Annotated in this window: 18 protein-coding genes and 1 other RNA gene; 13 read left to right on the top strand and 6 right to left on the bottom strand. The window is 42.6% G+C overall.

Translation table 11 applies throughout. The features are described from left to right. Window positions 1–177: 177 nt before the first annotated feature. Window positions 178–577: a transfer-messenger RNA gene (ssrA, locus tag BM156_RS08790) on the top strand. A 48-nt stretch (window positions 578–625) separates the two neighbouring features. On the opposite strand, the gene BM156_RS08785 is transcribed toward ssrA, so the two are convergent. Beyond that, window positions 626–2,167, bottom strand: coding sequence for a Fic family protein (locus BM156_RS08785; protein WP_244525728.1), 1,542 nt, complete (start codon window positions 2,165–2,167; stop codon window positions 626–628). 427 nt (window positions 2,168–2,594) lie between these two features. On the opposite strand from BM156_RS08785, the gene pflB reads away from it, so the two are divergent. From pflB to BM156_RS08770, 3 genes are all read left to right on the top strand, one after another. Further along, window positions 2,595–4,811, top strand: coding sequence for a formate C-acetyltransferase (pflB, locus tag BM156_RS08780; RefSeq protein WP_093919488.1), 2,217 nt, complete (start codon window positions 2,595–2,597; stop codon window positions 4,809–4,811). Window positions 4,812–4,891: 80 nt separating this feature from the next. After that, window positions 4,892–5,641: a pyruvate formate-lyase-activating protein gene (gene pflA / locus BM156_RS08775; RefSeq protein ID WP_093919487.1), complete on the top strand. Its 750-nt coding sequence runs from the start codon at window positions 4,892–4,894 to the stop codon at window positions 5,639–5,641. Between the two features lie 7 nt (window positions 5,642–5,648). Next, window positions 5,649–6,431, top strand: coding sequence for a formate/nitrite transporter family protein (locus tag BM156_RS08770; protein WP_093919486.1), 783 nt, complete (start codon window positions 5,649–5,651; stop codon window positions 6,429–6,431). Window positions 6,432–6,568: 137 nt separating this feature from the next. Here the strand turns inward: BM156_RS08770 and BM156_RS08765 are convergent, their stop codons facing one another. Further along, window positions 6,569–6,907 carry a nucleotide pyrophosphohydrolase gene (locus tag BM156_RS08765; protein WP_093919485.1) on the bottom strand — a complete coding sequence of 113 codons (339 nt, stop codon included), beginning with the start codon at window positions 6,905–6,907 and terminating at the stop codon, window positions 6,569–6,571. 422 nt (window positions 6,908–7,329) lie between these two features. Here BM156_RS08765 and BM156_RS08760 point away from each other — a divergent pair, with 422 nt between their 5' ends. The 4 genes from BM156_RS08760 (at window position 7,330) to BM156_RS08745 (ending at window position 10,132) form a co-directional block, all read left to right on the top strand. Further along, on the top strand, window positions 7,330–8,181 hold the full coding sequence (locus tag BM156_RS08760; RefSeq protein ID WP_170846910.1) for a helix-turn-helix domain-containing protein: 852 nt from the start codon (window positions 7,330–7,332) through the stop codon (window positions 8,179–8,181). Window positions 8,182–8,355: 174 nt separating this feature from the next. Next, on the top strand, window positions 8,356–8,907 hold the full coding sequence (locus BM156_RS08755; protein WP_093919483.1) for a carboxymuconolactone decarboxylase family protein: 552 nt from the start codon (window positions 8,356–8,358) through the stop codon (window positions 8,905–8,907). 122 nt (window positions 8,908–9,029) lie between these two features. Continuing rightward, a complete protein-coding gene (locus BM156_RS08750; protein ID WP_093919482.1) occupies window positions 9,030–9,617 on the top strand; it encodes a peroxiredoxin-like family protein in 588 nt (195 codons plus the stop codon). 80 nt (window positions 9,618–9,697) lie between these two features. Next, complete coding sequence (locus BM156_RS08745; RefSeq protein WP_244525727.1) at window positions 9,698–10,132, top strand: DsrE family protein; 435 nt, start codon at window positions 9,698–9,700, stop codon at window positions 10,130–10,132. Between the two features lie 94 nt (window positions 10,133–10,226). Here the strand turns inward: BM156_RS08745 and BM156_RS08740 are convergent, their stop codons facing one another. The 4 genes from BM156_RS08740 to truA form a co-directional block, all read right to left on the bottom strand. Beyond that, window positions 10,227–11,663: an arylsulfatase gene (locus BM156_RS08740; protein WP_093919481.1), complete on the bottom strand. Its 1,437-nt coding sequence runs from the start codon at window positions 11,661–11,663 to the stop codon at window positions 10,227–10,229. Between the two features lie 186 nt (window positions 11,664–11,849). Continuing rightward, window positions 11,850–12,431 carry an indolepyruvate oxidoreductase subunit beta gene (locus BM156_RS08735; RefSeq protein WP_093919480.1) on the bottom strand — a complete coding sequence of 194 codons (582 nt, stop codon included), beginning with the start codon at window positions 12,429–12,431 and terminating at the stop codon, window positions 11,850–11,852. A gap of 94 nt (window positions 12,432–12,525) precedes the next feature. Next, window positions 12,526–14,136, bottom strand: coding sequence for a thiamine pyrophosphate-dependent enzyme (locus tag BM156_RS08730; protein ID WP_093919479.1), 1,611 nt, complete (start codon window positions 14,134–14,136; stop codon window positions 12,526–12,528). Window positions 14,137–14,445: 309 nt separating this feature from the next. After that, window positions 14,446–15,210 carry a tRNA pseudouridine(38-40) synthase TruA gene (gene truA / locus BM156_RS08725; protein ID WP_244525726.1) on the bottom strand — a complete coding sequence of 255 codons (765 nt, stop codon included), beginning with the start codon at window positions 15,208–15,210 and terminating at the stop codon, window positions 14,446–14,448. A 182-nt stretch (window positions 15,211–15,392) separates the two neighbouring features. Here truA and BM156_RS08720 point away from each other — a divergent pair, with 182 nt between their 5' ends. The 5 genes from BM156_RS08720 to BM156_RS08700 all read left to right on the top strand — a co-directional run bounded on the left by BM156_RS08720 (window position 15,393) and on the right by BM156_RS08700 (window position 20,457). After that, complete coding sequence (locus BM156_RS08720) at window positions 15,393–16,388, top strand: AAA family ATPase (RefSeq protein ID WP_093919477.1); 996 nt, start codon at window positions 15,393–15,395, stop codon at window positions 16,386–16,388. Window positions 16,389–16,529: 141 nt separating this feature from the next. After that, window positions 16,530–17,411 (top strand): DUF58 domain-containing protein, encoded by an 882-nt coding sequence (locus BM156_RS08715; protein WP_093919476.1) that lies wholly within the window; start codon window positions 16,530–16,532, stop codon window positions 17,409–17,411. 6 nt (window positions 17,412–17,417) lie between these two features. After that, the gene (locus BM156_RS08710) at window positions 17,418–18,410 is read left to right on the top strand and encodes a hypothetical protein (protein ID WP_093919475.1); all 993 of its coding nucleotides are present in this window, start codon (window positions 17,418–17,420) and stop codon (window positions 18,408–18,410) included. Between the two features lie 7 nt (window positions 18,411–18,417). Further along, on the top strand, window positions 18,418–19,413 hold the full coding sequence (locus BM156_RS08705) for a vWA domain-containing protein (protein WP_244525725.1): 996 nt from the start codon (window positions 18,418–18,420) through the stop codon (window positions 19,411–19,413). Between the two features lie 12 nt (window positions 19,414–19,425). Beyond that, window positions 19,426–20,457, top strand: coding sequence for a vWA domain-containing protein (locus tag BM156_RS08700; RefSeq protein WP_244525724.1), 1,032 nt, complete (start codon window positions 19,426–19,428; stop codon window positions 20,455–20,457). Window positions 20,458–20,467 lie beyond the last annotated feature (10 nt).

Here is a 20,467-nt window from a genome sequence, read left to right as displayed (position 1 = left end):
TTCTCTTTCTATTTCACGAATTCTAAAGATAACAATTATCTTCTTATTCAGAAGTCAGCTTGCTTTCTAGTTCATCAAATGCTATTCGTTAAAACCACCGAGAATAAAGCGAGAGAAACTATCGTAAGTTTGTGGTTTTGCCAAAATTTATTGTAATTTTGTCGTCCCTCGATTACCGGGGCTGACTGGTTTTGACAGCGGGTAGAAGAGGTATGTAAGCATGTCGAGCTTTGGTTGTTGGCTCGAAAATCTTAATGATCAAACTTTTAATTGGCGAAAACAATTACGCTCTTGCTGCGTAACCGAATCACAGTAGGTTAACTGCTTAATCCCGGCACAAGGTGCTGGGACAGGACATCGCCCGGATGCTATTGCCTTGAGGCTATCCGGTTCGGCGGTGCAAAAAATCGAGGCTAGTTAAGTGCTCGCTTCGCGCACTAAGCGAAACTTTAGAAGATAAGGTAGTGGTCGGTGGCCTTGATCCAGCTACTACTCGAAAATTAAGTCGGGGCTAAACATGTAGAAAGCATATGGCTTCCTCGTTTGGACCGGGGTTCGATTCCCCGCAGCTCCACTGACGCTCATCAATGCATCAAGCATTGGTGAGTTTTTTTTTGATTTACTTTTATCCGTTGAATATTTCACGATACAACTTTTCAATCACCTTCACTTCCGTTACCTTAAGTGCCTTGAATTCCCTGCTCAGTGCCCGTTTGGAAAGTGTTCCATTATTTTGTTCGAGAAAACGAACCAAGCTTGCAACTAATTTATCCGGCATCTCGAACTGATCATCAATGAATCGTTTGAACTCATCATAGTTGAGAATGTAATTGACTTCCTCGGGGATGATCCGATTAATGGTATCAAAAACACATTCAAACAAAAACTCAGCTTGCTTGGTCGCATCAAAATACCGGTAATAATCAATGGTCTCATTCAACACCCGGACATTGTGATCCGGCGTAATCTCCCAATCAATCTGGTCTAAAACTGGATGAGAATACGATTCCAAAACGTTTCGATATTGATCTATCCGGTCTAAGATCGAAGCTGAAATAGGAAAAATAACACCTTGCTGTGCCAGATTCAGTTTCGCTAAAAGATGATGAATCAGGTAGCGATGAAGTCGGCCATTTCCATCTGAAAAAGGATGGATAAAAACAAAACCAAAAGCAATGCTTGCAGCAGCTAGAATGGGATTAAAAGTTTCACTTTCCATGAGCTCCGAAGCTTCAATCAGTCCGTCCAGAAGCATTTCCACATCTTCCGGCTTAGCCGAAATATGGTCTGGAATTGGATCACCATTCACTCGGTCACGGTCTCCCACAAAACCGCCTTCAGTGCGAAATCCCATGTTAGTAAAGCGTTTGTTCTCAATAATGATTTGCTGCAACCGCAACAACTCTGCTTTTGATAACGGATTTCTACCAGCCTCTCCAATGGCCTTCCCCCATCGCAAAGCGCGGTTTGTTCCAGGGTTTTCTCCTTCAATAGTAAACGACGCTTTTGAGTCTTTCAATAATAAAAAGGATGCTGCGCGTTGCATCACATCTTTATGAATGCCTTTCAGGTAGTTATTCTTCTGCTTCTGAAAGTCAGAAGCAATGTATTGATTTAATTTTTCGGTTTTGGAAATCAACGGGCAAAACTCTGGTGTCCCCGGTAAATTATTAATAATCCGATGACGAGATGATCGTTTCCCTCCTATGGCAAATTGTTTTTTATCATCGATTAGCGACACAAAATTTCCTCGGTTCAAATCCGGAATATCTAATTGATAATGCAATAACCACTCATATAAAAACCAGATCTTGCGACTATACTGGCTTGTTGGTTCAATCCGCACAAGTTCTTTTATCTCATCGGGGCTTAATACGTCAAATAGCTTTTTTAATATCAGGAGGTTTACACCTTCATATTTCAGTGCAAAAACTAGTTGTTTGTAGAGCGTACTATCCGGGTTATATCTGGGAGTAAAAATTTGCCAATTTTCTGTTTGATACTTCCTGTCTTTCAGACTAATTAATGACAGACCAAAGGGAATTGGTACAGGTAAGTTGTAATTATGGATAATCGCTCCATATCCAACCAAATAGCCTTTTTCCGGAGCAACTCTGCCCCGAAAAACAGTTATTTCTTGTGAAAAACAATTACGATTCATATTCATCTACGAAAAACAATTACACCAAATATAGCAGAAAAACAATTACAAATCACGAAAAATAATTATAAAGCAACACAAAACACGAAAAATAGTTATTACAAATAATCAGTTACTTGAAAATTCTATTACTTTTAACCCTCCTAATGGGAGCAATCAGATATACAAAGCAGTATTTCTTTGCTGAGCGACTAACCATCCCATCCATTTTAAATAAAAAAACAAAACAATCCATAAAATATACTTGTTGTTTTTAACTGAGCAACAGGTATTTATTATTGAGTTTTCTTCAGTTGGAAGAATCACTAAAAATGGGGATTTTGACTGTTCCGAATATTTCCTATATTTGCCGAAAAATTACATGTTATAAAACATATGAATTGTATTAAGTTGCAATCAATGATATAATTAACGATCAGAAAGAAAATCAGCTATGAAGTTTAAAGAAGGAATTTGGACCAACACCATTGAGGTAAAGGATTTTGTTACTCAGAATATCACTCCCTACACTGGTAATCATGACTTTTTGGTAGGCCCAACGGCACGTACAACTCGCTTGTGGGACATCTGTAAAGACGCACTAAAGGAAGAGCGCCAAAAAAATGGCCTGCGCAGTGTTGATACGCAAACCGTATCTTCAATGACTGCATTTAAAGCCGGCTACATCGATCAGGAAAGTGAAGTAATCGTAGGCCTGCAAACAGATCAAGTATTGAAACGTGCGATGAAACCTTATGGAGGCTTCAAAGTTGTTCAGAAAGCCCTTTCTGAGCATGGACTCGCACCAAACGAAGTTATTACAGAGAGTTTCAGCAAATACACAAAAACGCACAACGACGGTGTGTTTGACGCTTACACTGACGAGATTCGCAAATTCCGCTCTTTAGGATTTTTAACTGGTCTACCTGACAACTACGCACGTGGACGAATCATTGGAGATTACCGACGCGTTGCCTTGTACGGAATCAACCGGTTAATTGAATCTAAAAAAGCTGATTTAAGTGAGATCCACGGGCCAATGACCGATGCAACGATTCGTTTGCGCGAAGAGGTTTCAGAGCAAATTAAGGCGCTTTACGACATGATCGAGATGGGTAAAATCTACAATCTTGACCTTAGCCGCCCTGCTGAAAATGCTCGCGAAGCTGTTCAATGGACCTACATGGCTTACCTTGCTGCCGTAAAAGAGCAAGATGGAGCTGCCATGTCATTGGGAAGTGTATCTTCATTCCTGGATATTTTTATTGAAAAAGACTTAACTGAAGGTATTATCACAGAGGAAGAAGCGCAGGAGTACATTGACCAATTTGTCATGAAACTGCGCATGGTTCGCCACCTTCGCATGGAAGCTTATGATCAAATTTTTGCTGGTGATCCAACTTGGGTAACGGAGTCAATCGGTGGCTTGTTGATTGATGGACGTAGCAAGGTTACAAAAACCTCATTCCGCTTCCTGAATACATTATACAACCTGGGGCCATCCCCAGAGCCAAACATCACCATTCTGTGGTCGAAAAACCTGCCTCAGGGATTCAAAGATTACTGTGCAAAAGTATCCATTGAAACCTCATCCATTCAGTACGAGAATGATGACTTGATGCGGACAAGTGCGAACTGTGACGACTACGGTATTGCTTGCTGTGTGTCAATGCAGGAGCTTGGAAAACACATTCAGTTCTTTGGCGCAAGAACCAACCTGGCAAAAACGCTGTTATTGGCCATCAACCGTGGACAGTGTGAAAACACCGGCACTCAAATGGTTGACGGTATCCCATCTCTTCAAAACGACTACCTTGATTACGATGAAGTGATCGCGAACTTTAAGCTAGCGATGAAAGAAGTGGCTCGCGTATATAACGATGCCATGAACATCATCCACTTCATGCACGATAAATATTACTACGAAAAGGCCCAAATGGCTTTAATTGATACCAATCCAAAGATTAATATCGCTTATGGTATTGCAGGCCTTTCAATTGTAGCCGATTCATTGTCTGCGATTAAACATGCGAAAGTAAAACCTATTCGTGATGAAAACGGCTTGACTGTTGATTTCGAAATTGAAGGTGATTTCCCAAAATACGGAAACGATGACGATCGTGTTGACTTGATTGCCCGCGACGTAGTCAATCACTTCAATACTGAATTATCGCAGCACAAAGTGTACAAAGATGCCAACCCTACCCTTTCGGTTTTAACCATTACTTCGAATGTGGTGTATGGACTGAAAACCGGGGCTACACCTGACGGGCGTGCCAAAGGTGTAGCATTTGCACCAGGAGCTAACCCAATGCACGGGCGTGACACACACGGTATAATTGCCTCACTTAACTCGGTAGCTAAAATTGATTACAAAGATTCGAAAGATGGTATTTCAAACACCTTGTCGGTAGTACCAAAATCATTGGGATCAACTCCTGAAGATCGGATTGCAAACCTGGTTCGGACCTTGGATGGCTACTTTGGCTCAAACGCACAGCACTTAAATGTGAACGTCTTGGATCGCGAAACTCTGATCCACGCAATGGAACACCCAGAGGAACATCCTCAGCTGACCATTCGTGTGTCGGGATACGCCGTAAACTTTGTTCGTCTAACCCGCGAGCAACAGCAGGAAGTATTGACTCGCTCATTCCACGAATCGTTATAAAAAGGATTTTATCCATATAACTTATCCAGAAGACATGCTGTCTCTTTTTAGAGATGGGATGTCTTCTATTTTTATAGACTATGACCCAAACTGAAAATACACTTTCTGTTCATTCAATCGAATCATTTGGGACGCATGATGGTCCGGGAATAAGGTTGGTGGTCTTTTTGCAGGGCTGCAACCTTAAATGTCTGTATTGCCAAAATCCCGACACCATTAACCTAAAAGGTGGTAACGCGACGGAAATTGAAGCACTCGTAAAACGGGCATGCAACATGAAAAACTACTTTGGCGATGATGGTGGCGTAACCGTCTCCGGAGGTGAACCCATGCTACAAAGCAAAGCACTGATCCCATTTTTCGAGGCTTTAAAAGCCGAAAATATCCATACCAACATTGACACCAACGGTGTCGTTCGCACGCCGGAAGCTCAGAAGTTAATCTCCGAATTATCCGATTTAGTCATGTTCGATGTAAAAGCGACTACTGACGAAGGTTTTCAATCACTAACTGGTGTATCACGCTTACAAGCAATGCTCAGCAACATCCGGCTACGCGAAGAAAGTCAGCGCCCCTTCTGGCTACGTTACGTGCTTGTTCCTGGTTTTACTGATGACGAGAGCTCACTTGACTGGCTGATTGAGCAGTTTTCTGAAATGAACTACCTCGAACGATTTGAAATTTTACCTTATCACAAACTGGGAGAGTACAAATGGGAAGCGCTGGAAATGCAATATCAACTGAAAGATGTTGCTGAAAACACGGCAGAGCAACTGGAGCGCATCGAGAAAAAACTAAACCCTCACTTCAAAAAAGTAATTGTAAAATAAAAAACCGATGAGTTTATATTCACCGAAAGAAATCATCAAAGTTGCCGGCAAACTGGCAATCGACAAAGATTCCTACTCCGCAAAAAAAATCCTGGTTCTTGCATTTATGGCTGGGGCGTACATTGCCTTTGGCGGCTTACTGGCCATTCTGGTTGGTGGCGGGGTACCTGGAATCGCAGCCGAAAACCCCGGAATTTCCAAATTTTTAATGGGCGCCATGTTCCCCGTTGGCCTGATGATGGTAGTCATGGCCGGTGCAGAATTGTTTACTGGTAACAATGCCTACTTTATGCCCAACGTACTCGGCAAAAAGCAAAGCTGGACAGCCCCTTTACGTAACTGGGGCTTGGTATATGTTGGAAACTTCATCGGCTCGTTGTTTGTCGCTTATTTTTTGGTTCATTTAACCGATTTGGTGAGTGCTTCTCCCTGGAGCGAAACTGTACAAAATATCGCCTTAGGAAAAACAGGCAATTCATTTTTTAAAACCTTTCTGAAAGGAATTGGCGCCAACTGGCTGGTTTGTTTGTCGCTCTGGATGGGAATGTCAGCGCAACACACTTCCGGGAAAATTCTGGGCATTTGGTGGCCCGTTATGGCCTTTGTTACAATGGGCTTTGAGCACTCCATCGCTAATATGTTTTTTATTCCACTAGCGATCTTTGAAGGAGCTGACATTAGCTGGACGACTTTTATCGTGAAAAACCTGATTCCAGCAACCCTTGGAAATATTGTGGGTGGAGCTTTCTTTGTCGGAACCCTTTATTGGTACACCTACGCTCGGGATTAGATAAAAAAAATACCACGAAATAAGAAATGGTCGAGCACAATTGTGTTCGACTTTTTTATGGCCCAATCTTAAAAGCGAAATATGTTACAATGCTTTTCAGCTGCTTTTGCCAAGCGTAGTTTAGAAACGCTAACTAACTACAGTTCGGTGTACTTTTTAGCCGTTCCTTTGGCCTTTTCTACAGGATACTTGACTGCATTCTTTTTGATTTTATCCAGTACGATATCAAAAACATCCAACTCATGTTTCTCGGCCAATAAAAAGGCATAAGCCAAAACATCGGCAAGCTCTTCTTTCAGCTTTTCGTAGTTCACCTCACTCAACTCATGCTCTTTCTTCCAAAGAAATAACTCGTTTAACTCTGCCGCTTCAATGGATAAAGCCAGGGCCAAATTCTTCGAATCGTGAAACTGTTCCCAATTTCGCTCATCTCTAAATTCAATTAGCTTTTCAATAACGTCCTTATAATTACTCATAACTCAATTCAAAATTCTTCCGAATTTAACCATATCCCGTGAATTTTACCGGCTCGAAAATAAAAAATCATTCAAATAGCCTGTATTATTGAGTATCCTGTTAATCAAACGATAGTCCTTTCAGTTAGACGCCCCTCTACATAAAGAATTTTAACCCCCTGTATAACAGAGATCATAAAAACACCTACAGGAAGCTAAGATTTAATAACTGGGCGAACAAAATCGTAACAGGGACAGGAAAAAAGCCAACAGGGAGGCTAAAACTTTAACAGGGCCAGTAAACATAGGCTAAACGAGATGAAAGGAGCATCAGCTTTTGCATGCCATAACAAACGTTAACAAGCCTACCGACATTCAAAAAAATGGTTTGGTTATCTTTAAAGTTGATAAGTATCGGAATACTCAAGCTCAAAATAAGACGGATGAATTACACATATAGCGACCAGCTGGATGGCTTTTTTGCCCTTTCACAAGCTCCCAAATGGCTTAAAGCAAACAGCCAAACCCCACTCTCATTCTACAGTATTTTCCTAAACTTTGGAGAAACCATGATCGTGCAGTCTGATTTCTCAAGTTACCAGATAAAGCCCAACAGTATCGTATTTGTAACTCCGGGGAGTTATGTTTCATCCATTGAACCCAAGGATGACCGACATTACCTGATTGATTTCAACCAAGCTTTTTACTGCCTTGAGTTACATGATAAAGAGTTATCGTGCGATGGACTTCTTTTTGGTGCAATGCCAGGCTTGCCCATTCTACATACCAACACCAAAGAGACTGCTGACAACCAACATTTGATTCGATTAATAGAGGAAGAGTTTCAGCAAAACGACAGCACGCAAGGCGACATGTTGCGCCTACTCCTCAAACGGCTTATCATCATCAGCGTTCGGCTGGGCCGTCAACAACTTTTTCGCAACATTGATCCGCCACAGGAGGAAACCGATGATATTCGCAATTTTCAAGCTCTGGTTGAAAAGCATTTCCGCACCATGCACAAAGTGGCAGATTATGCTGACCTCCTTTTTAAATCGCCCAAAACGCTCTCGAACACCTTCAAACGGCTATATGGAGCCTCACCCCTCCAAATCATTCAGGAACGAATTATTTTAGAGGCGAAACGTGAAATGTATTACACCGACAAGCCGATTAAAGAAATTGCTTATGATCTAGGTTTCTCGGAAGCAGCTCAATTTAGTCGACTGTTTAAGAATGTGGCCGGGCAAAGTCCTTCGGAATACCAGGAACAACTCACAATTCCACCATTTTAACCAGAAGTATTTTTCGAAATTACAACCACAAAGCGTTGGATATCGGGTGCAAGAAATAATCTTCTAAAGCACTTTGGGAAATATTGACAACTAGACGGGAAAAACCATCATTCCGCAGCTAGCCTGCAGTAGCCATCTTTGCATTGTACAATTACTCACTTAAAAATGAAAACAATGAAAAAGATTCAAGTCCCTACCAAAGAACAAGTAGATGCAAAAGCACAACAAATTTTCGGTCAGTTGGAACAAAGCCTGGGTATGGTACCCAACTTATATGCAACCATTGGCTATTCTTCTAACGTTTTAGAGGGATTCTTAGGCTTCTCGCAAGCAGTTGCACAATCCAGCTTTACCAAAAAGGAAGGAGAAGCCATTAAGCTCGCAGTTTCTGAAACCAATCAGTGTCAATACTGTACTGCAGCACACACTGCTTTGGCTAAAATGAATGGATTTAGCGAACAAGATACCATTGATATCCGCAAAGGAACAATTGCCGACGAACGCCTAAACGTATTGGTAAATACCGCTCATGAAATCACCAAAAGCCGAGGTCGGATTAGCGATGAAACCAAAGAGCGTTTCTTCGAGCAGGGTTTCGACGAAAAAGCTTTGGTTGACTTGGTTGCCCTTGTAAACCTCACCGGATTTACCAATTTCTTGCATAATGCCACCCAAATTCCGGTAGATTTCCCTGCTGTTCCTGCCATTAATCACCAAGCAGCTTAAACTATTTTGGTCCTTATTTCTTATAAGAATAGAGGCTCCAGCCGAAACGTTGGAGCCCTCAATTTCAACAACAAAGTCAGCCAGCTGGCTTCAGATTTGAAACAAAAAAACATTTCAACCCGATGAAAGCACTAATCGTTTTACTCGTTTTAATAAGTAGCACAACACTCGCCCAAGTGGCCAAATCTCCGGAAGAAGTAAGCCCCTTGCTTATCGGACAACAAGTCCCTGATATTAGTTTAAAATCTGCGGACAACCAAGAACAGCAGCTTCGAAGCCTGGTCGCCGAAAAGCCAACCGTTTTGCTTTTTTATCGTGGCGGATGGTGTCCTTATTGCAATGCTCATCTTTCGGAAATTCAAGAGGCTGAGGAAGCAATTATTGACCAAGGTTACCAAATTCTGGCTATCAGCCCGGATGCTCCAGCTAACCTGCAAACAACTGAAGATGATAAGCAAATCCATTATCAACTATACTCTGATGCCGACGGAACGCTGATGGAAGCCATGGGAATTGCTTTTAAAGCTCCTGAAAACTACCTCGGCTTGCTTGAGAAAAGCAGCGAAGGGGAAAATCAAGGCATTTTGCCGGTTCCTTCCGTATTTGTGATAGACACAAATGGAAACATCGAATTTGAATACGTGAATCCAGATTATAAAACGCGAATCAGTGGGAAGTTACTGCTGGCCATTATCGAAAATCTTCATTAATTATGAGAAAGCGACGGATGGAGTGGTTCCATCTGTCAAATTTGAATTTTTAAATTATCGGGAAATTAAAATTTATCCAGATGAAACATCCAAAAATTTACCTAACCCTAGCATTTTTGCTTTTAAACATGCTCCCAAGTATGGCTCAAAACACACCAACTACAAACGAAAAGCAGCAAGAGAAACTGGTTGTTGTTTGGACCAGCGATGATCCTTACGTTGCATATCGCGTGGCACTCATGTACACGCATGCTGCTAAAAACAACGATTGGTTCAATGAGGTTACCCTCATCATTTGGGGGCCATCAGCAAAATTAACTTCGGAGAACCTGAAAATTCAGGAAAAACTGCATACCATGCAAAAGGATGGCGTAGAAATCAGGGCCTGTATTGCTTGTGCCAATGCATACGGCATTGCTGATGATTTGAAAAAACTGGGCTTTGAGGTAGACGGTATGGGAAAACCACTCACCGACTATTTGAAAGATCCATCAACTCATGTCATCACCTTTTAAAAGACACAACTGAAGGACGCTATTAAACAGCAAAAGGCCATCTCATTTTTAGAGATGGCCTTTCTGTTTCAATTTTTTATATCAGCTAAAAACCTTAATCATTAAATGAGAAATCAGGGGAACTTACCCGAGCCTGATCCAATAAGGCTTTTAGTTCTTTTACCTTTTCAGGATATTGCTCTGCCAAGTTATTTTCTTCTCCCGGATCTTCGGTTACCTTATACAACTCCGTAGTTTTCTTTTCAGGTTTGAACACATTGTAATGAACCAACTTCCAATCTCCTTTACGGATAGCCTGACGTCCGTTCCACTCATGGAACTCCCAATACAAATAATCGTGCTCAGCTTGCGTTTGTTCTCCAAGCAATGTTGGCAAGAATGAAACACCCTGCCCGTTTGTTGGGGTATTCGCACCAACTAGCTCGGCACAGGTTGGCATGAAGTCCCAAAAAGCAGAGATGTGATCGCTCTTGCTTCCAGCTTCAATATGTCCAGGCCATACAGCAATCATTGGCACTCGGATACCTCCTTCGTAAAGGTCGCGCTTATACCCTTTAAGTGGTCCATTGCTATTGAAAAAGTCAGGATCAGCTCCTCCTTCTTTATGAGGACCATTATCTGAAGTAAAGATTACGATCGTATTATCTGCAATGCCGAGTTCCTCCAACTTGGTCATCACTTCTCCCACATGATCATCCAGCAAGGTCACCATGGCAGCAAAAGCCGCATGCGAATCTGGTTGTGAGCCGTAGCCTCCTTTTTTATATCGAGGACCGTCGTCAACTCCTTTATAGTTTCGCTCGGGTTCCAGCTTGCCTCTAAATTTTTCCATATACTCTTCCGGAGCGAACAACTCAGCGTGTGGAATAATCGTCGGGTAGTACATGAAGAAAGGCTTATCCTTATTCTTTTCCAAAAAGCGTAAAGCCTGTTCATGAATCATATTCGGCGCATAAACACCAGTCCCGTGGCCGGCATTTTCATCCAACACCACTTTGTCTTGATTACTCCATAAGTGATACGGATAGTAATTATGTCCCAGCAGCTGGCAATTGTAGCCGAAAAATACATCGAAACCCTGGTTATTTGGGTCGCCTTCAGAGCCCGGAGAACCTAGCCCCCACTTTCCGAAAGCACCAGTAGCATAACCAGCCTCCTTCAACATTTCCGCAACCGTGTAGGTATCAGAAGAAATTGGCAACTGCCCTTCTGGCTCCACCTCTACATTACCACGAATTGGGGTATGTCCGGTATCCTGTCCGGTCATTAACGAAGACCTGGAAGGAGCACAAACCGTACATCCCGCATAATGCTGCGTAAAAAGCATTCCTTTCTGCGCCAACCGATCAATGTTGGGAGTTTTAAACTTTTGCTGTCCGTAACAACTTAAATCGCCATAACCGAGGTCATCTGCCAGAATATAAACGATATTCGGCTTTTGGGACAGGCTTTCTTCCTTGTTCTGTTTTGTGGACTGACAGGCAGAAAGTACCGATAATGAGGCCAGCCCGGTTAAAACAAATTGGTTCATAGTAGTAATAATTTAGCGTAGTAATATTAAAATGAAGGCCTCAAAGTAACGCATAATGACTATAAAAACAAAGGCTCAACCCAATGGATTGAACCTTGCTCTCTATTTTTTTATCTGCTCTGGCAGCCTACTTTAGTTAATCATTTTAAATCGATATACTCGATAAAAACATCTCTGTAAACAGACCTACTTATTATTCTCTGCAAATTCGCGGCCTGCGCGAAGTGCTTTCAGGTTAATCTCAACGATTTCTTCGCCTTTACGGCCAAATACGTTTCGGATACCATCCTCCAGCATTTTAAAATCGATATCAATAAAAGGGCTGGCAGCTCCCAGCATCACCATGTTTGAGGAACGTGCATTACCTGCATCTTTAGCCATCTGATCCGCATCAATAGCTACAAAGCGAGGCTGCTCCTTCACAGCAGCCATCACCTCTTCGTAATCCGGATAATTCGGAATATTAATAAATGGCGTTGTGTTGGTTACCAAGTAACCTGTCTCTGACAAGAAAGGCAGGTAGCGCAGAGCCTCCATCGGCTCAACGGACAAAATAAGGTCAGCAGTTCCTTGCTTAATCAAGTCCGAGGCAATGGGTTTATCCGAGATACGCATGTGAGAAACAACAGCTCCTCCACGTTGACTCATACCATGTGTTTCTGCTTGTTTGATGTACAGGTTATCTTCAAGTGCTGCCGTTCCTAAAGCCGCAGCAATCGATAAAATACCTTGTCCGCCAACTCCGGCTAATATAATGTTTGACTTCATTTTTTAAGAATTTAGAACCAGCATCAAGCTCCTATTTAAAATCTTGTTTCATCAGAAGTTGATAGCCCTGGTTGTTTGTTTTTTTGACTACGAATTAATGATTGGCGTGTCTTTTCAAGTTTCGTTTTCTGCGACTTGCCCGTTGAATACACTCACGACGCGGAATAATAATAGATACTCCTTCATAAGCCAGCTCTTCGCGGAAAAGCTTCACCAACTCTTCGTGGTTCTTTTTCAGCGGTACAATCACCCGGATGTGCTCAGGATCGACTCCTAATCCTTGACAAATGCTTTCAATTTTTCCTTGCGCCGACGAATCCTGACCTCCCGTCATTGAGACAGACTCATTGTCTGAAATAACCACCGTGATATTGGCATTTTCATTGACTGCATCCAACAAACCGGTGATGCCGGAATGCGCAAAAGTAGAGTCCCCGATAACGGCAACCGCTGGAAGCAATCCGGCGTCAGAAGCGCCCTTCGCCATGGTTATCGAAGCCCCCATATCAACACACGAGTTGATTGTTTCATATGGTGGCAAAGCTCCTAAAGTGTAGCAGCCAATATCAGAAAAGACGTGTCCTTTGCCATAGTCAGCCAACACTTCATTCATTGCTTCATAAGCATCCTGATGCCCACAGCCCTGGCAAAGCGCCGGAGGACGGTTGGCGACCAACCCGGGAACGTCTGGTCCGGTTGAAGTGTCTTTTCCCAAAGCTTTCGCAATCAAATCCGGATTCAGCTCCCCATCGCGAGGCAAGCTACCATCCAAACGTCCCTTCACCTGTGTTCCTTTTCCAAAGAAATCTTTCAAGTGTTCTTCAACCAAAGGATATCCTTCTTCCAGAACCAAAATCTCATCACATTCAGCCTCCATTTTTCGAACCTGTTCTTCTGGAATTGGATACTGAGAGATTTTCAATACCGGATAAGGACAGTCACCTTCCGGGTAATTCTCCATCAAATAATTGTAAGCAATACCACAGCTAATGATACCAAGGCTTTTTTCTTCGCCTTCGTAATAGTTATTGTATTTCGATCCTTCTGATAATTTCACAAAAGCAGCCTGCTTTTCGAGCAACGACTTATACCTACGTCGTGCGATACCAGGCAAAAGCACAAACTGACGGGCATCTTGCGGCATAGCTGTTTGATTTTCATCCAAAACCGCTTTACAATCGACCCCAGCCCTGGAGTGAGCCAAACGAGTGGTTATCCGCAGCATCACAGGAACTCCGGTTTTTTCTGAAAGCTCAAAACCTTCACGAGCCATATCGTAGGCTTCCTGCTGATTTGAAGGCTCCAAGACAGGAATCATGGCGAACTTACCATAGTAGCGTGAATCTTGCTCGTTTTGCGAAGAGTGCATAGATGGATCGTCAGCTACAGTTACAATAAAACCACCATTAACACCGGTAATGGCCGAGTTGATAAAAGCATCAGCAGCAACATTAAGCCCAACATGTTTCATGCAAGCCATTGTTCGTTTGCCTGCATAACTCATTCCCAATGCAGTTTCGTAAGCCGTCTTCTCATTCGCCGACCACTTACTATGCAGCCCACGTTCAATTGCTAATTTATTCTCCTGGATATATTCTGTGATTTCAGTTGAAGGTGTTCCCGGATAAGCATATACTCCCGACATGCCTCCATCAATCGCTCCTTGGCCAATCGCTTCAACCCCTAACAATAATTGTTTGTGCATAATTTTGTTTATTGGTTTTGTTTCGAAGTTCAAAATTAGCAGCCCCAGTCTTAGAAACAATATAAATTGTCAGGTTTTGGAAGGAATTCCTTAAATTTTGAAACTTCTTAAAACAAAAACGATGCTGTTTGCCTAATTAAATGGCTATGCTCCTTCATTCATCAAAGAAGGAGAAAAAATATGCTTCAAATGTAATTTGGGTTCAGGAGGAAACGATAAGAAGAAAGAGACTATGAAGGCTGGAACCTTTCTGGCTAAATATAACTAGAAGGAAATTCAAAAATAAATTGGGGAACTGTCAATGTAATCTTATTCTTCCATATGTTGAAACACATCTTCGGGGTAGGTAATGTTAGCTAGAAAAAGACCTTGAGCAGGCGCCGAAGCTCCAGCTAAACCACGATCCTTTGCTTCAATAACTTTGCGAAACTCAGCAATCGACAGTTTTCCCAGCCCTACCTGAACCATGGTGCCCACAATTGCCCGAACCATATTGCGCAAGAAACGATCAGCTTTAATGGTAAAAACCACCCCATGATCTTTCTGCACCCAACGGGCAAAGTAAATTTTACAATTGTTGGTCTTCACATCGGTATGCAGTCGGCTGAAACTTGTAAAGTCAACATAATCGAATAAAACAGCACAAGCCACATTCATCTTGTAAACATCCAGTTCGCGGTTCATATACCACGACGTTTCAAGAGCAAACGGATCTTTTCGTTGATTGATAAAATAATGATAGGTACGCGAGGTCGCATCGAAACGGGCATGCGCTTGTTCCCCAACCTTGCTAATTCGAAACAGCACCAGATCCGCACACAAAAAGCTATTCAACTTATACGTAAAGTCCGGATGATCCAAGCTGTCCTTTTCCGACTCAAAATGAGCCACAAAATAACTGGCATGTACCCCAGTATCCGTACGTCCGGCTCCCATCACGGCAATCTCTTCCCGACAAACTGTACTCAAGGCCTTTTCCAGTGTTTCCTGCACACTCACAGCATTTGGCTGAACTTGCCACCCATGAAAACGAGTTCCGTTATAAGCTAATTCGATGAAGTATCGCTGTTTCAAAATCAAGATTTTTGGCAAATGTAAAAAAGATATCTAAAAAGGCTGAACAGCTAGCTGAAATTATTAATTTTACAGCTCTTTCAGCAAAAGTTAACTTAACACTTTTTAACAAAGTTACATCCTTTTTAGGACTAGTTTGCTGTATTTTCGTGAACCGAAATCGAAAAATAAATAGAATAAATATGGATCAAACAGTTGATATTCGTGAATTGAACGAACGAATCCAAAAGGAAAGTTCTTTTGTGGATTTGATCAGTATTGAGATGAATAAAGTCATCGTTGGACAAAAACACCTGGTAGAAAGTTTATTAATCGGCTTGCTTTCCGGAGGACATATTTTACTAGAAGGTGTTCCGGGGCTTGCAAAAACCTTAGCCATTAATACCCTTTCGCAAACCATTAACGCTGATTTTGCCCGTATTCAGTTCACCCCCGACCTACTTCCTGCCGACTTGCTGGGGACAATGATTTACAGTCAGAAGAACGAGGAATTTATGGTAAAAAAAGGTCCCATCTTCACCAACTTTGTTTTGGCGGATGAGATTAACCGGGCCCCAGCCAAAGTACAGTCTGCCTTGCTTGAGGCCATGCAGGAACGTCAGATTACCATTGGCGACGAAACCTTTAAGCTGCAGGAGCCATTCTTGGTTATGGCCACTCAAAACCCCATTGAGCAGGAAGGAACCTACCCGCTACCAGAAGCACAGGTTGACCGTTTTATGCTGAAGGTGGTTATCAACTACCCTAAAAAAGAAGAGGAAAAACTGATCATCCAGCAAAACTTGCTGAAGCAATTTCCAAAGGCAACAACCATTCTTAAGCCCGAAGATATTTTAAACGCCCGCAATGTGGTTAAAGATGTTTATTTGGACGAGAAGATCAGTAAATACATTGTCGACATTGTATTTGCCACTCGTGATCCAAAAGAATACAAGCTGGAAAAATATGCTGATATGATCGCATACGGAGGTTCTCCTCGTGCCAGCATCAGTTTAGCCCAGGCAGCCAAAGCTTACGCCTTCATCAAACGTCGCGGCTACGTCATTCCAGAAGATGTTCGTGCTGTTTGCTATGATGTTATGCGCCACCGGATCGGCTTGAGCTACGAGGCAGAGGCCAATAACATTACAAGCGAAGAGATTATTACAGATATTCTGAATACCATTGAAGTTCCATAGCAGGAACTAAATTCCAACATCCAAAAGGAATCGGATGAGTGAACTTGAAAGCAGCTTGTGATCAATATTTCATTGCTTATCCGGCTTACTTGGAGCCAATTATTTTGTAGCACGGAATTTCAATTTTGAAAAAATTGTTTGATGGAACACACGGAATTACTAAAAAAAGTACGGAAGATTGAAATTAAAACCCGAGGGTTGAGCCGTAACATCTTTGCGGGTGAATACCACTCGGCTTTTAAAGGGCGCGGAATGGCTTTCAGCGAGGTTCGCGAATACCAGTTTGGCGATGATGTTCGCAACATCGACTGGAATGTGACTGCTCGATACAATAAACCGTACATCAAGATTTTTGAGGAAGAACGCGAACTAACCGTGATGCTTTTGATTGATGTCAGTGGATCGCGGGATTTCGGATCATTGGACAAATTCAAAAAGAACGTGATCACCGAAATCTCAGCCATTCTTTCCTTTTCGGCCATTCAAAACAACGATAAAATTGGGGTTATTTTCTTTTCTGAGAAGATTGAAAAATTCATTCCTCCGAAAAAAGGAAAGTCTCATATTTTACGCATTATCCGTGAATTGATCGACTTTGAGCCGGAAAACAAAGGAACCGATATTACAGAAGCGATCCGTTACATGACCAATGCCATCAAAAAGCGGTGTACTGGTTTTATCATATCCGACTTTTTACAAGACGATCCGGATTTTGACAAAGCGCTGACCATTGCCAATAACAAACACGACATTGTTGCTTTGCGCATCTATGATGAACGGGAAACTCAGCTGCCCCCAATTGGCATGATCAAACTAAAAGATGCCGAAACCGGTGAATACGCGTGGGTGGACAGTAGCAGCAAAAAAGTTCGCGACACCTATGCCAAATGGTGGCAGGACACTAGTCGGCAATTGGATACAACATTCAAGAAAAGCGGCGTTGACTATGCCGAAATCAATACCAATGCAGACTATGTGAAATCGCTGATGACCCTATTCAAAAAGCGAGGTTTAAAAGCATAAATACGAATGAAGAAACTGAAGAACATAGCCATCGTACTCAGCCTGTTTGTTCTACAGGTACAACTGGCCCAGGCACAGCAGATACAAGCCCGGGCTGTTCTGGATTCAACCAATATTCTGATCGGTGATCAGGTTAATCTGCGGCTTGAACTTAGCCAACCGAATAACCTGGACATTGAGTTTCCGGCAATTGGAGACTCCTTGTCTGCTTCGGTCGAAGTAATTGCTCAATCACCGCTCGATACCTTCGAGCTGGATGAAGAAAATCAAATCCGGATTATCCAAAACCTGACCATCACGTCTTTTGACAGTGGTCAACAAGTCGTACCACCCTTTTATTTCAGGTTGAAATACGATAACCTTTACGATAGCATCGAAACACTGCCGGCATCATTTTTTGTACACAGCATGCCCCTAGATACAACCAAAGGGCCTGTTGACATTAAAAAACCCTATGGTGCTCCGGTTACCTTGAAGGAAGTGACACCTTATATTCTGGGAGTTATCCTGATTGGAGCATTGATCTTCTTCTTGTTTTACTACATTCAGCGTCGTCGTAAAAACAAACCGCTGTTTGTAAAACCACCGAAGCCCAAAGAGCCGGCTCACGTCATCGCATTGCGAGAATTGGATCGAATTAAGGATGAAAAGTTATGGCAAACCGAGCACTTGAAAGACTATTATAGTATGGTGTCTGATACGCTTCGAACCTATATTGAAGATCGGTTTAACATTCAGGCCATGGAGTATACTACAGAAGAAACCATTCAGGCTTTTGAACGGCAGAAGGAATTACTCTCGGGGAAATCACTCGAAGAGTTAAAGTCGATTCTTAGCCTCTCTGATTTGGTCAAATTTGCGAAGTACACCCCACTTCCTGACGATCATAACCTGACCCTGATGAACGCCTACTTTTTTGTGAACCAAACCAAGTTAGAAGATAAAAAGCCGACTCCGCCAAAAGATGACCGGGAAGGTGAAGAAGTCGAGTTAAAATAAGTGAGCTATGATGAACGGAGTAACTTTTAAAAATCCGGAGTTTTTTTACCTCCTTTTGGTAATCCTTCCAATGGTTGTTTGGTACGTTTTCAGGTACCGAAAATCGGGAGCCAGTATCCGCTATTCATCACTGAAAGGATTTAGCGGATTAACCAAGAGCTGGAAACACTACCTCCGCCACTTGCCCTTTGTGTTGCAACTGGCGGGCATTGGATTGTTGACAGTAGCACTGGCGCGACCTCAATCGTCCAACAGTTGGCAGGATGTAACTACCGAAGGAATTGACATTGTTATTGCACTTGATATTTCCAGCTCTATGCTGGCACGCGATTTCCAGCCCAACCGTCTGGAAGCAGCAAAAAACGTGGCTACCGAGTTTATTTCCGGACGCCAGAATGACAAGATGGGATTTGTTGTTTTTAGTGGCGAAAGCTTTACCCAATGCCCATTGACAACCGACCATGCCGTACTTATCAATTTATTTAAAGACATTGAAAGTGGCATGATTGAAGATGGAACAGCTATTGGAAACGGCTTGGCAACATCTGTCGCCCGCCTAAAAGAAAGTGATGCCATCAGCAAAGTCATCATTCTGCTAACTGATGGAGAAAACAACCGAGGTGAAATTGCACCGGAGACTGCAGCCGAACTGGCAAAAACATTTGGAATTCGGGTGTACACTGTCGGTGTGGGAAGTATTGGAACTGCCCCCTACCCTGTGCAAACGCCATTTGGTACTCAGATGCAGGATGTAGAAGTCAAAATTGATGAAGAGACCTTGCAAAAGATTGCGGACATCACTGACGGGCGCTACTTCAGAGCAACCAACAATGACAAGCTGGTACAGATTTACGAAGAAATTGACCAGTTGGAGAAATCAAAAATGGAAGTCAAGGAATACAGTACCAAAGACGAAGAATTTGTTCGCTATGCTATGCTAGCCGGACTAGTTTTGGTTACTGGCCTATTCCTGAAAACAACTTTATTTAGAAACATTCCTTAACGCTAGGTAATTATGGAAATGTTCAGATTCGCACATATTGAGTATTTATATGCATTGGGAGTTATCCCAGTGTTCATCATATTATTTTGGATAACACGCCGAAGACGCAGAAAAGCATTGGAGCGTTTCGGGCAAACAGAAGTCATCAGCCAACTGATGCCCAATGTCAGCAAATCGCGACCTGTTGTCAAATTTATCATCTGTCTGTTTGCTTTGGCTTCATTGATTATTGCCACGGCCCGACCTCAGTTTGGCAGCAAGCTTAAAACCGTTAAACGCGAAGGCGTTGAGTTAATCATTGCATTGGATGTTTCCAACTCGATGATGGCCGAAGATATTCAACCCAATCGGCTAGAAAGAGCCAAACGGGCAATTTCCAGATTGGTTGATAATTTGAATGATGACAAAATTGGCTTAATCGTTTTTGCTGGCGATGCTTACACACAGTTGCCCATTACCACCGATTATCCTTCGGCAAAACTGTTTTTAAATGCCGTGAATACCGACATCGTTCCCCGGCAAGGAACAGCTATTGGGGCTGCCATCGAACTGGCTTCGGTATCCTTCAGCCCTCAGTTTGAAGGCAACAAGGCCATCGTCATCATTACCGATGGAGAGAACCACGAAGATGACGCTATTGGAGCAGCAACAAGTGCAGCTCAAAACGGAATCATTGTCCACACCATTGGCATGGGATTACCGCAAGGAGGCCCCATTCCAGTCGTCAGAAACGGACAGCGCGACTATCGGAAAGATAAAGATGGCAATGTGGTAGTGACGAAGTTGAACGAAGAAATGCTACAGCAGATTGCTGCTGCCGGAAACGGGATTTATGTGAGAGCAAACAATGCCCAAGTGGGACTGAATACACTTTTCAACGAAATTGATAAGATGGAAAAATCAGAAATGGAGTCGCTGGTTTATTCGGATTACGAAGACCAGTTCCAGTGGTTTATTGCCTTCGCCATATTCTTGATTTTATTGGATTTCTTAATCCTCGAGCGCAAAAACAAATATTTGAAGAACATCAAACTATTTGGATAATGAAACAGCC

This window comes from Sunxiuqinia elliptica (genome assembly GCF_900113005.1).
Classification (GTDB): Bacteria; Bacteroidota; Bacteroidia; order Bacteroidales; family Prolixibacteraceae; genus Sunxiuqinia; species Sunxiuqinia elliptica.
This window is presented reverse-complemented; position numbering and strand designations above follow the sequence as displayed.